This window comes from Pantoea sp. AN62 (assembly GCF_050432985.1).
Taxonomy (GTDB): Bacteria; Pseudomonadota; Gammaproteobacteria; order Enterobacterales; family Enterobacteriaceae; genus Pantoea; species Pantoea brenneri.
In genome coordinates this window covers 63,317-76,014 of sequence record NZ_JBNPYB010000007.1, presented here as the reverse complement: position 1 = coordinate 76,014, position 12,698 = coordinate 63,317, and the positions used below count along the sequence as shown (strand labels likewise).

Annotated in this window: 12 protein-coding genes; 4 read left to right on the top strand and 8 right to left on the bottom strand. The window is 59.1% G+C overall.

Translation table 11 applies throughout. From position 1 onward, the window contains the following. The first annotated feature begins 89 nt into the window (after positions 1–89). Complete coding sequence (locus FHW04_RS10105) at positions 90–1,412, top strand: MFS transporter (RefSeq protein WP_069728637.1); 1,323 nt, start codon at positions 90–92, stop codon at positions 1,410–1,412. A gap of 47 nt (positions 1,413–1,459) precedes the next feature. Further along, positions 1,460–2,722, top strand: coding sequence for a DUF3748 domain-containing protein (locus FHW04_RS10100; RefSeq protein WP_089561635.1), 1,263 nt, complete (start codon positions 1,460–1,462; stop codon positions 2,720–2,722). Here the strand turns inward: FHW04_RS10100 and FHW04_RS10095 are convergent. Then, a complete protein-coding gene (locus FHW04_RS10095; protein ID WP_031378056.1) occupies positions 2,694–3,065 on the bottom strand; it encodes a YceK/YidQ family lipoprotein in 372 nt (123 codons plus the stop codon). The two genes, FHW04_RS10100 and FHW04_RS10095, sit on opposite strands and share 29 nt — an antisense overlap. A 290-nt stretch (positions 3,066–3,355) precedes the next feature. Here FHW04_RS10095 and ibpA point away from each other — a divergent pair, with 290 nt between their 5' ends. Next, positions 3,356–3,772, top strand: a complete 417-nt coding sequence (gene ibpA / locus FHW04_RS10090) for a small heat shock chaperone IbpA (RefSeq protein ID WP_046289498.1) — start codon at positions 3,356–3,358, stop codon at positions 3,770–3,772. Between the two features lie 241 nt (positions 3,773–4,013). Here ibpA and FHW04_RS10085 read toward each other — a convergent pair whose 3' ends face one another. The 6 genes from FHW04_RS10085 to FHW04_RS10060 are packed head-to-tail and all read right to left on the bottom strand — an operon-like array spanning position 4,014 to position 9,736. Then, positions 4,014–4,925 carry an EamA family transporter gene (locus tag FHW04_RS10085; protein WP_089561636.1) on the bottom strand — a complete coding sequence of 304 codons (912 nt, stop codon included), beginning with the start codon at positions 4,923–4,925 and terminating at the stop codon, positions 4,014–4,016. Positions 4,926–4,945: 20 nt separating this feature from the next. Beyond that, positions 4,946–5,446, bottom strand: coding sequence for a YbaK/EbsC family protein (locus FHW04_RS10080; RefSeq protein WP_031376131.1), 501 nt, complete (start codon positions 5,444–5,446; stop codon positions 4,946–4,948). A gap of 30 nt (positions 5,447–5,476) precedes the next feature. After that, on the bottom strand, positions 5,477–6,277 hold the full coding sequence (locus FHW04_RS10075) for a 2OG-Fe(II) oxygenase (RefSeq protein WP_179420083.1): 801 nt from the start codon (positions 6,275–6,277) through the stop codon (positions 5,477–5,479). Between the two features lie 5 nt (positions 6,278–6,282). Continuing rightward, a complete protein-coding gene (locus FHW04_RS10070; protein ID WP_031376133.1) occupies positions 6,283–6,990 on the bottom strand; it encodes a class II glutamine amidotransferase in 708 nt (235 codons plus the stop codon). Further along, positions 6,978–8,252, bottom strand: coding sequence for an ATP-grasp domain-containing protein (locus FHW04_RS10065; RefSeq protein ID WP_089561637.1), 1,275 nt, complete (start codon positions 8,250–8,252; stop codon positions 6,978–6,980). Before FHW04_RS10065 ends, FHW04_RS10070 begins: the two co-directional genes overlap by 13 nt. Positions 8,253–8,269: 17 nt before the next feature. Further along, positions 8,270–9,736, bottom strand: a complete 1,467-nt coding sequence (locus FHW04_RS10060; protein WP_089561638.1) for a hypothetical protein — start codon at positions 9,734–9,736, stop codon at positions 8,270–8,272. A gap of 227 nt (positions 9,737–9,963) precedes the next feature. Between FHW04_RS10060 and FHW04_RS10055 the strand changes: the two genes are divergently transcribed. After that, the gene (locus FHW04_RS10055; protein ID WP_089561639.1) at positions 9,964–11,415 is read left to right on the top strand and encodes a PLP-dependent aminotransferase family protein; all 1,452 of its coding nucleotides are present in this window, start codon (positions 9,964–9,966) and stop codon (positions 11,413–11,415) included. Here FHW04_RS10055 and FHW04_RS10050 read toward each other — a convergent pair. Further along, positions 11,412–12,662, bottom strand: coding sequence for a valine--pyruvate transaminase (locus FHW04_RS10050; RefSeq protein ID WP_031376137.1), 1,251 nt, complete (start codon positions 12,660–12,662; stop codon positions 11,412–11,414). The genes FHW04_RS10055 and FHW04_RS10050 overlap by 4 nt on opposite strands. Positions 12,663–12,698 lie beyond the last annotated feature (36 nt).

Here is a 12,698-nt window from a genome sequence, read left to right as displayed (position 1 = left end):
TACCTGCTTCACCCCATAATAAGAAACACTCGCCAGGTCCCGCGCGATGCGGGATCCGGGTCCGCTATACCCTACGTGAGGATCTCCCGATGAGTGAACATCTGCATCTCAGTACCGTGAAAAAAATGAACCGGCGCATTATGCCGTTCATCATGCTGCTCTACCTGATTGCCTATATCGATCGCGCCAATATCTCCGTCGCTGCGCTACAGATGAATGCCGATCTGGCGATGACCGCCGAGATGTACGGCATCGCCGCCGGCATTTTTTACGTCACCTACATCATCTTCGAAGTGCCGAGTAACGTCCTGCTGACGCGGGTCGGTGCGCGGCGCTGGATCGCCCGCATCATGGTGAGCTGGGGCATCATTGCCGCCGGCATGAGCCTGGTCCAGACGCCCACCCAGCTTTATGTGATGCGCTTTCTGCTCGGGGCGGCAGAGGCCGGGTTTACGCCCGGCATTATCTTCTACCTCTCCTGCTGGTATCCGCGTAGCGATCGCGCCCGCGCCATGTCGATGTTCTATATCGGTGCGGCGCTGGCATCGGTAATTGGCCTGCCGCTCTCCGGCAGTCTGCTGAACATGCACGGCATGTTAGGTGTCGAGGGCTGGCGCTGGCTGTTCCTGCTGGAAGGCATTCCCGCTTTCTTCCTCGGCATCGTCACCTGGTTTTATCTTGATGATTCACCGGCCAAAGCGCGCTGGCTCTCCGGCGAGCAGCGTAGCTGGCTGCAGCAGACCATTGAACGTGACGAGAAGCATTCCGCCATACACCATCACAACTGGCGGGTGGCGCTGAAAAGCGGTCGCGTCTGGGCGCTCAGCCTGCTGTGGCTGTTGCAGGCGTTTGGCACCATCGGCGTGACGCTGTTTCTGCCGCTGATTGTCAAGGCCGTGGCGGAGGACCGCAGTAACCTGATGGTCAGCCTGCTGTCGGCGGTGCCGTTCCTGTTTGCCTGCCTGTTTATGTATTTCAATGGCCGTCATTCGGACAAAACCGGTGAGCGGGCCCGTCATCTGGGATTGCCGTTGATCGCCGCGGGCCTGCTGCTGCTGGGCGCGATGGCAGTCTCGCAACAGTGGCTGGCCTACGGTCTGCTGGTGCTGATGGTGGGCCTCAACTGGGCGATTACGCCGGTCTTCTGGGCCGTCACCACCGAGACCATCTCCGGCGTCGCCGGGGCCGCGTCGATTGCGCTGATCAACGCCGTGGCGAACATTGCCGGCCTCGGTTTTCCGCCGATCATGGGCCGCATCAAAGATGCCACCCACAGCTACAATGATGGTTTGCTGATTGTGGCGGGCGCACTGGTGCTGGGCGGCTTACTCGGCCTGCTGCTGGGACGAAAAAAAACCGTCGAGGGTGACGGGCGGGTGCTCAGTGAGGCGAAATCGAAGCTGCATCTTTAGCCCGTTTGGCGTAGCGTGTGGGGCAACATTTTTATCAGGTTGCCTCCATGCGCGAAAAACAGATCACCTTTGCTGCCCGCCAGCATCAGCTTACCAATATCAATGTCTGGACCGCCGATAGCCAGTGGCTGGCGTTTGACCTGCGTCCCTCCGGCGCGTCGTTTACCAGCCAGACCATTGAGCGCGTCAATGTGACCACCGGCGAGGTTGAGGTGCTGTATCAGGCGCACCACGGCGCCCATGTCGGGGTAGTTACCGTCAGCCCCGATCTGCCGCCGCGCTATGTCTGTATTCACGGCCCGGAGCATCCCGACGCAAGCTGGCAGTATGACTTTCACCATCGGCGTGGCGTCATTATTCAGAACGGCAATGCGATGAATCTCGATGCCTGCGACATTACCCCGCCCTTTACGCCCGGCGCGCTGCGGGGCGGCTCGCACGTACATGTGTTCAGTGCCGACGGGTCACGCCTCAGCTTCACCTACAACGATCATGTGATGCATGAATGGGATAGCCGCCAGGACCTGCGTAACGTGGGCATCGCCGTACCGCTGCGGGCAGTGACGCCGCAGAAGCAGCATCCCCGTGAATATGACGGCAGTTATTTTTGTCTGCTGGTCAGCCGTACCCATGCGCAGCCCCTCCCCGGCAGCGACCAGATTAATCGCGCTTATGAAGAGTGCTGGGTCGGCGATCGCGGCTATCAGAAACCGGACGGCAGCTGGCAGCGCTGGGCCATCGCCTTTATTGGCGATACGCTGAATACGCAGGGTGAAAAACGGCCTGAGTTGTTTATTGTCGATCTGCCCGAGGCGCTGGAGGATTATGCCCGCGCGGGCGAGGCGCCGCTGGAGGGCAGCGAGCGGCAGTTACCTGCACCGCCTGCTGGCGTGCAGCAGCGTCGCCTGACGGTAAGTCGCGGTCTGGCACTGCAACCGCGCCACTGGCTGCGCGCCGCGCCGGACGGCAGCCAGATCGCCTTTCTGATGGCGGACCCGCAGCAGGTGGTTCAGCTGTGGACCGTATCGCCCAACGGCGGCGAGCCACGCCAGATCACCTGGCTGAGCCACAGCATCCAGTCGGCGTTTAGCTGGCACCCCAGAGGTGAGGCGATCGCCTTTATCTGCGACAACAGCGTGATGCGGTGTGAGGTGATAAGCGGAGCATGTCAGCGGCTGACTGACCGGACAGAGCAGCCACCATCAGGTGACGCGGTGGTCTGGTCGCCTGATGGAAGCCAGATTGCTTATATGCGTGAGGTGAACGGCTGGCGGCAGCTGTTTACGGTTGCGGCGACGGCGGCTGCATAGTCGGCATCGGCTGTGCCTGCGCCAGATTTTCCTGGGTATGCGCCAGCTTCTCGCTTTGCAGTACCCGCTCGCGCGGAGAGTCGATCGATTTGTCACTGTCGTTGCGATAATAATCCCACGGCAGTAACAGCGTATCCAGCGCAGCGGAGAAAGGCAGATCGATCAGCGCCAGCGGTTTTAGTGCCCAGCTGGTGTCATCATCGACCAGCAGATCGGCGCTGGCGCGGGTGCCGGGATAGTAGCCCTGACTGGCGCCGGTGTGTGACATGACGCTGGAGCAGCCGCTTGCCGCAACGGCACAGCAGACTACACCCGCCAGCGGTAACGTTTTCATCAATTTCATTATTATCATCCCTTCAGTCCTGACAGAAGCCTGACTGAGTTGGTTTGCCAGACAACGCCATCACTCTGGGGTGAAGTCCGTTCTGGTCCGGCAAAGGTAGTCCTGAGTGTATGTCATTTTCTCAAACAGGCGAAAAAAATTGCGTTTTCCCCCTTGAAAGCTGACGTCCGGCACCCATTTTTAGATTACGGACGCACTCACCGTTGCCGCAAGGGACAGTGAGGTGCCGTACAGAAACCTGTCCCGTAGTGGAAGGTTGCCAAAACTTGCTGAAACTCAGGAGTCTTAATATGCGTAATTTTGATCTCTCTCCACTTTATCGTTCTGCCATCGGCTTTGACCGCCTGTTTAACCTGCTCGAAGCGAATCAAAATCAGAGCAACGGCGGCTATCCTCCGTACAACGTCGAGCTGGTCGATGAAAACCACTATCGCATTACCATCGCCGTAGCCGGTTTTTCTCAGAGCGAACTGGAGATCACCGCCCACGATAACGTGCTGATCGTGCGGGGTGCCCACCCGGAAGAGCAGACCGAACGTAAATACCTGTATCAGGGTATCGCCGAACGCAACTTCGAGCGTAAATTCCAGCTGGCCGACCACATTGTGGTACGCGATGCCCGTCTGGAAAATGGTCTGTTAAGCATCGATCTTGAACGCCTGGTGCCGGAAGAAGCGAAACCACGCCGTATTGAGATTCTGAAATAATCATAACAAACGCCGCTAACGCGGCGTTTTTCGTTTTTGATATCAGTACCTGCTCAGGGAGCAAAAAGGCTGCTCCGCTCCATGGTTTCAGACGGCTGATTGAGTTAACGCGATGGCAGCATACGCCTGTAGCAAAGCATAGCGGACCAGAAATGGTGTTTTTGCGTCTTTGCGAAAGGCAGCCATCACGCTCTTAAACGCCGCGCCAGCGGCGTTTTTCTGCCCTTAGATAGGTTTGCCTTTACGGCTGCGTTCGCATCGCTAAACGCTGACCCACTACCCCGCCAAATACGTTTACCAGCAGCCCCAGAATAATGATGGTAGCGCCCAGCATCTGCTGTCCCGACAGATGCTCATCCAGCACCAGCGCAGCGGTGATAATCCCGACTACCGGCACCAGCAGCGACAGCGGCGCAACGCGCCAGGTTTCGTAGCGGCTCAGCAGGTTGCCCCAAATCGCATAGCCTATGATGGTGGCGATAAACGCCAGATAAATTAACGCCAGTATGGTCTGTAACCCGATATGCAGCAGGCTATTGAGGATGGCGGCCTGGCCGTCAAACAGCAGCGAGCAGGCAAAGAAAGGCACCACCGGCACCAGCGCGCTCCAGACCACCAGTGACATGATCGGCACCTTGCGGTTACGCATAATGATCTTATTGGTGATGTTACCCAGCCCCCACGACAGCGCGGCCGCCAGCGTCAGCATCATTGTCGTCAGCGTGATACCGGCCGTGGTCTGGCCCTCCATGCCCGCCGTGGCCAGCATAAACATCCCCAGCGTGGCGATAATAATTCCGACAATGTGATTCCAGCGCAGCTTCTCCGACAGCAGCAATGCGCCCAGCAGCAGCGTGAAGAACGCCTGCGCCTGCAGCACCAGCGACGCCAGTCCGGCGGGCATGCCCAGCTTGATCGCCAGAAACAGAAACGCGAACTGACCAAAACTGATGGTCATCCCGTAGACCACCAGCCAGCGCAGCGGAATCGGCGGACGGCGCACAAAGAAGATGGCGGGAAACGCCACCAGGCTGAAGCGCAGCCCGGCCAGCAAGAAGGGCGGCATGCCCTGCAGCCCTAACTTGATCACCACAAAATTGACGCCCCATACCACCACCACGCACAGCGCTAACAGCATATCTTTTACCGACATCGGATACTCCTTGTGCCGCTTCAGGCAGTGATCGCCACCGGCGTCGCGATATCCACACAGCAGTCGTCACCCACAATGCGAAAATAGTCCTCTACCGCCAGCGCAATCGACTTATCCAGCGCACCCGCGTTAAACCATAACGTCCCGACCTGTTGCAGCCGCGTATCGACCCGCAACGCCAGCCGGTCATCAAAACTAAACGGTGGCACCGCACCCATTACGCAGTCGGTCAGCGCCTGGGCCATCTCAGGAGCGGCAAAGGCGGACTTCTTACCGCCGATGGCGCGCGCCGCGCTTTTGAAATTGATGCGGCAATCGCCCGGCACAATCGCCAGCAGATAACGCGCATCGGCACCCTCCGGCATACTGACCTCAAGCACCATCGCTTTGGCCGCCTGATTGAGCGCGTTACCGCGTATCTCACTGATCAGATCGGTCTGACCCACCGCCTGATGCTCTGCCACCCGATAGTTCGCCTGATGCTGATCCAGCAGCGCGATGATTTTTTCAAACGTCGTCATTCCCCTCTCCTTAATCTGGCGCAACCTGGATTAACTCCAGGCGATAGCGTGCTTCATTTTTTTATCGGTCAGGCCGAAAAAGAAGCCCATGGTGATGCGGGTATCGCCTTCGACCCGGTCAATTTCGTGATAGAAGGCGGGATTAAACAGGTAGATATCGCCGCTGCGCGGTGAAAACTCGCAGGTTTCACTGCCCGCCACTACGCCGCTGTGGTAACCCAGTTCACCGGCGGTTTTGAACTGTTCATCTTCCGGCGACCATTTTTTGTTGTAGATGCGCAGCGCGCCGCCCGCGTTGCACTCCTGCAGGCAGACCACGCAGCTGAGCTGATGCAGGATCTGGGTTACCGCCAGACCGCTGTCGGCGGCATCGCGCACGATGTTGTCGTTATGCAGGGGATTCGCCACGCCGTCGGCATGAAAACGCACAATCGAACCGGCATACTCGCCCCGGCCCGGCTCCTGCGCGGTACGCAGGCTCTCCAGCCTTAGCGCATGTTGTACCCAGTAGTAGATCTGTTCACGCAACGCGCCAAGCGACGGCGGCAGCGACGGCTGAATGTCGCGCAGCTCAGTAAAGTAGTTATCCGGCGCCGTCGTATGCCGGGCCAGATAGGGCCCGAGCGTAGTGAGCGCACCGTTGGGGTAGTGGGATACGCGGATCTTTTCCCGGCAGCGCTGAAGATCGGTCACCACCGCCTGACGGACGTCCGGCGTGAGGAAATTGCGCAGCACCAGCAACGGCACGCGTGCCGTCACGATGTCATCCAGCCAGGTCGACTCCACAAACATGTTGGGATTAATCACGCGGAACTGATTGAAAATAGCCATGTTTCTCACTCCCTAAACGGTATTTCATAGAGTTCATGATTGTTCATTCGCCGCCAGTTGCCGGCGCTGCCTGGTATTGCCACCGGTTCAGACGCGATCAGGGTACAATCGTCCTGTTGCCGAAAATGCATCGTAAAGTAGTCGGGATACGGCGTGTCGTGCGGATGCCACTGCCACGCCCAGGCCTTATCGCGGGTGACAAAAATCGCATTACCTGCGCTGCCGCCTGGCGCAACCTGGGCCATTTTTTCCCGCAGATAGTCACGGGTGAAATCAGCCGGGGTGATCTGATCGACCAGATAGTGCAGATACTCTTCCGAATCGAAGCGCGATTCAGTCAGGCCGAGCTGACGATAGATGGTGGGCAGAAAACCGTTGTGCATCATGTACCAGCGATGTCCCGCGCTGTTGCGCCACAGCGGATGCGAAAACTCCAGCCCGTGATTTTTACTCAGGGTGGCGTGGCGCACGTGTACCGCCAGAAAGCGGCTGCGCAGCCGATCAACATCAATGCCCGGCAGCGCGTCGGCAAACGCGCCGGTGCCATGCAGGGTGCGGATCTCGCCGTTCTCCAGCCACAGACAGCCCCAGCCGTTGGGATGCTGTTTGATCGGCCCGTCGTGGTCGGCGCTCTCGCCACAGCTCATGGCGCGCGCGGCCTCCAGAATGGCGGCGCTGTCGAACCGGCCATGCGCCAGAATCATTCTGCACATACTGTGTTTCTCCCTGCCGCCGCGGGCTGCGCGGCGATCACCTGATGAAAGGCCGCCAGAATCGGTTCACGCGCCGCTGCGCTCAGGCAAAAAGTCGCCAGAATCCCGGCATGGCGGGTCAGATCGGCATACAAAGACGATCGCGGTGAAACCTGCAGCGTCGGCAGCCGCAGCGTCGGCATCAGCTGACCCTGCTGATGCTGATCGATCCAGCGCTCGGCCGCCTGCAGCTGTGCCGGTTGCCGCAACCGTAGCTGGCCTACCGCGCGCGGCGCGGTGAAGGCAAATGCCGGCAGCACCGCGCCCGCCTCCAGGCCAAAAGTCACATCTGCCCAGTCGATGCCGGTGGCTTCCTGCACCAGCGTTGTCACGCCCATGCCTGACAGGCGAAAGCCCATCTCCAGAAAATGCGGAATGCCGTTCACCAGGATGAAATCGATATGGAAAGCGCCCTGACGATAGCCAAAAGTTTCGCAGCAAAACGCCATCAGGCTGGTGAATGAAGAAGGCAGCGCGGCCGCCGCCAGCGCCACATGTCCCGACTCGTAAAAGCTGACGCAGCCCTCAGCATCACGATGCTGCTCAATCACTTTCTGGCAGCAGGTCAGCGCCTGCGGATGTCCCTGATGCACCACGCCCTGCAACGAAAATTCCTCACCCGATAATCCGCTCTCGACAATGAAACCGCTGAAGCCGCGGCCGCCGTAATTCATCGTCTGTACCAGCTTGTTCACCACCTGGCACAGCTGATCGGCCCGTTCAATCAGCCAGATCCCCAGCCCGCCGCCGCCATCCACCGGTTTCACCACGCAGGGATAGAGCAGCGCCTCTTTCGCATCCAGAATGCTGAGCGGCGAGGCGAAGAAGCGGAACTCCGGCTGTGGAAAGGCGGGCCAGGCTTTTTTCAGCGCCATGCGCTGGGCATATTTATCCAGCGGGATAAACGCGGCAGGCGCATCGGGTCCGGCCAGCATTTCCCGTACCCGTCCGGCGCTGGCGTTGTAGGCTTCAAAACCGGCCAGCACCACCTGTGGATGCGACAGCAGACCGGCGTGCAGATAAGCCTGGATCACCTCCCACGGGTTTTCTGGTCGATCAAGGCGAACGATCAGATCAAAGGGCAGCGTCAGGCTCAGCGACTGGTAATCAACAAAGTCGCCCATCTCAGCCAGCACGGTAAAGTAGCCGTCGCGCTTCGCCACCGCACAGTAGGGATTGTGTCCGTCACGGGTCGCGCCAATCTGCAGAAAAATCTTTTTCATCGCCTCGCCTTACCGGACTAACGCCCGGAAATGACTTCAGTCACGGTGTCGTTCAGCTCACCGTGGTTAACCTGAATCACCGCTTTATGGGGATCAAAACGCAGCACGCGCGACAGCGGATCGGCGCTTTTGCCGTCCAGCAGCGAACTGACCGGGTTGCTCTGCCAGCAGTGACGCATCTGCGTCAGCGTCATGCCGGAAAGCTGAGTTAACTGCTGCGCCAGCGCGTTAGCTTCACTGCGCTGGTCAAGGAGATCGCGGATCGCCGCCTCATCCAGCGCAATCTGCTGCCGGGTCAGCCAGTGGTTAAGCTGTTGCCCGTGGGCGAGGAACGGCGAGTAAATCATGCAGATCAGCTGATCTTCACTGAGATCGAACGCCTCGACAGCGAACGTCGCCGCCCGCTGGCGCTGACGCTGGATCGCCGCGTCATCCTGATACCGCGCCGCCATTTCGTCGATCAGCTGCGGCGGGAAATCCTTCTTCACCATTAAGCCGAGTGCAAAGCGCACATATTCACGGATCCCTTCGGCGTAGTTGCGCTGCAGCAGGGTTTCCGCCCGCAGCCCGCGCAGATGAGCCATTAAGGTCGGATTGCCGCAGTCTGACTCAGAGAAGCTGAACATCAGCTCATCGAAACGGAAGCGCATAAACTCGCTGAGCAGCGCCCAGTGCGCGCCCGCTTCATAGGCGGTGTCCTGATAGATATTGAAAAACAGCGGATCGCGCGCTAACTGATGGGTAATGCGGTGCGCAGGCGTCAGCTGATCGGCACCGTTGATATCGGTGAAATAGCGTTCGGCGACGCCATCCAGCGTCTGCAGGAAACCGCTAAAGCCGCGGCTTTTATCCGCCACCGGCGCGTCGAACAGCCGCGACAGATGGCGCGCCCAGGCAACATAGGCTGCCTGCTCCTGCGGCGAGTCGCCGGTGATGATCACATCCACGCCACCGTCGTAATCCGCCGCCAGACCAAATGAGTTGACCATGCTGAGGTTGCAGGCGTTACAGAAGGTCGAGCGCGCATCGGCGCGAAACCGGTGGCCATTCATCAGCACATCGTTGCGATTCTGCTGCCGCACCGCCTCCGGCATCGGCAGATGCCGGGCGAAAGGACGAATCTGTAACCCATCCACCACCAGACATTCAGCCAGCGGATCGTCATGCATCGCCAGCGATTGATAAACCCGGTTGATGTTCTCCATCACGCTGTCGTTCATCGCCGCATGACGATTGGTGCTGACGCGCAGGCGAAAGGTGGCACCGCGCTGCTGCCAGATGATGCCCTGGATATAGCGGACATAGGCCACCATATAGCTGCTGTCTTTCCCGCCGCCATAGGCGAGCAGAACACGGTTATTTTCCAGCTGCTGCCGATCGGGTAACGCCGCCAGCAGACGGTCAGAACAGCGTTGTGCAGAGTCGATGATGGCCGGCGAAAGGTAGCCCTGAATCTCCTTCATCATGGTGGACAGATTATTCATTTTTCACTTTTTCCTTACGCGAATAGAATCACTCAACCGCCTGAACGCCTGATGTCGCAACCGGCGGCCCGCGCGGATGACGATGACGATCGGCACACCTCTCAGACGCGCAATCGCCAGGGCGACAGGTCCGTTTAGCGTCATGAATAATTAAGAGATGCAGGCTAAAGTACTTTGAATGTACTCTGTTGAATATGCACAGATCAGCGCGATATGGGGTGGTACAGATGGCCGATGTTGTCGGAGAACAGGAGAGTCAGAGCAGTCGTTACCGCCAGATAGCCGAACAGATCAAGCAGGCGATTCATGCCGGTACGCTGGCACCCGACAGTCGTCTGCCGTCGGTGCGTACCCTGGCGACGCAGTATAACGTCAGCCTCACTACCGCTCTGAAAACATTACGTACGCTGGAGGATGAGCGCTACGCCGTCGCCCGGCCTAAGTCGGGCTTTTTTGTGGCGCCGCAACGGCATCGCCCGCGACAGCTGCCCGCCGTCAGCGAACAGCCACGTGCCATCGCCCCGCTCGACGAACAGACTGAGCTGCATCTGGCGATGCTCGGTTCGGACTGCCGGGTGCGTCTCGATCTGGCGAACGGCGACAGCGCGCTCTATCCGGTGAAGAAGCTCGGCTTGCTGATGCGCCAGATGGGCTACAGCAAGCCTGCCCTGCTGGGCAACACGGTGAAAGGCACCGGCTATGCGCCGTTAAAAGTCGAAATTGCCCGCCGGGCGGTCGATTACGGCTGCAATATCAGCACCGACAATATCCTGATCACCAACGGCTGTATCGAAGCTATCTCTCTGTCGCTGCGCGCCACCACCCAGCCTGGCGACGTGGTGGCGGTCGAGTCGCCCTGCTATTTCGTGCTGCTGCAAATGCTGCACAACCTCAATCTGCGGGTGATCGAGGTTGAGGCCGGGCCGGAAGGCTATGTGAATGTGGCGAAGCTCACCGGGCTGTTTCAGCGCAAGGCGGTGCGGGTATTTCTGACTCTGTGCAACATCAATAATCCGCTGGGGAAAAGCATTCCTAACGAGCAGAAAGCCTATATTGCACGGCAGGCAGATGAAAACGATGTGGTGATCATTGAGGACGATATTTTTGGCGATACCGCCTTTGGTGAGCGCCGCCCTTTCCCGATGCGCGCCTTCAGCCCGAATGCCATTCTGTGCAGTGGCTTCTCCAAAACGGTGGCCCCCGGCATCCGCATCGGCTGGGTCCACAGCGTCAACTACATGCGCAAAATCGCCTCGCTGAAATATACCTCGACCATGGGCACCTCGGTGTTGTCGCAGGCGGCGGTCGCTGAGCTGCTTCGCAGCGGGGGTTATGACGCGCATCTGCGCAAACTGCGGCGCGAGCTGGCGCGGCAAATCAGCGCCATGCGTCAGTCGGTACTGCGGGAATTTCCGCCGGGAACCCGGGTTTCAGATCCGGAAGGCGGCTATGTGTTATGGGTGGAGATGCCTGCGCAGGCGCTGAACGTGCGCTCACTGTTTCTGAAAGCGCGGAATGCAGGCATTGGCATTGCGCCCGGCCATATTTTTGCCACCGATCAGCGCTATGACCACTGTTTCCGGCTCAATGCCGGTTTCGGCTGGAATGACGAGGTTGAACAGGCGATACGACAGCTGGCGCAGTGGTGCCAGCTGTCATTAACCGGGCCGCAGGATTAGGCGTCGCGCCAGGCGGTCTCAATCTCTTCGGCCAGAATCTGCACCGCCCGCTCGATGTTCTCCGCATCCGGCACGTAGTTCATACGCATGCATTGATGGGTGTGCGGCCATTCATGTTCCAGTCCCGGAAAGAAAAAGTGGCCCGGCACCATCAGTACGCCGCGCGCTTTGAGCCGCTGATAGAGCGTCTCGGTGCTGATCGGCAGATCGCGGAACCACAGCCAGAGGAAAATGGCCCCTTCCGGTTTGTGGATCAGGCAGCGCTCCTCCGACAGATAGCGACGCAGGATAGCGATGGTCTGCTGCACCTTGTGCTGATAAAACGGCTTTATCACCTCTTCTGACAGGCGCAACAGATCGCCACGGCGGATCATCTCACCGGCAATCGCCGGGCCAATGCTGCCGGGCGCCAGGCTGATGATGCCGTTCATGTTGCTCAGCGCCCCAATCGTTTTCTCATCGGCGATAATAATGCCGCAGCGTGCGCCCGGCAGGCCAAGCTTCGACAGACTCATGCAGAGAATAATGTTGGGATTCCACAGCGGGCGGACCTCGCTGAAGATAATGCCGGGAAACGGCACGCCGTAGGCGTTGTCGATCAACAGCGGGACGTCGTGCTGCTGCGCCAGCGCATCCAGCTGCAGCAGCTCATCGTCGGTGATCACGTTGCCGGTCGGATTGGTCGGACGCGACACGCAGATCAGCCCGATATCCTCTTTCATTGGCAGATGTTCGAAATCGACGTGATATTTGAACTGGCCGGCCGGCAGCAGTTCAATGTTCGGTTTGGCCGAGACAAACATGCCCTCTTCCAGCCCGGCATCGGCATAGCCGAGATACTCCGGTGCCAGCGGGAACAGCACGCGCTTTTTGCTGCCGTCGGCCCGGCGGCCGGCAAACAGGTTAAACAGATAGAAGAAGGCGCTCTGGCTGCCGTTGGTCAGCGCAATATTCTGCGCGCCGATCGGCCAGCCCAGCTGGTCACGCAGCAGTTCTGCCAGCGCCTCCAGCAGTGTCGCTTTGCCACGCGGGCCATCGTAATTGCAGAGTGCCTCGCTGAGCTTGCCTTCCTCGTGCATCTGCTGCAGCAGTTGCTGAAAGTAGTCGTTCATGGCCGGGATTTGCGCCGGATTGCCGCCACCCAGCATGATGGTGCCGGGCGTACGCAAGCCTGCGCCCATATCTTCCATCAGCCGTGAGATGCCGGAATGTTGGGTAAATTTGTCGCCGAACTGAGAAAAGGACATAGCGGTTAAAAATTTGTGATAACGAATCGGGGGTCC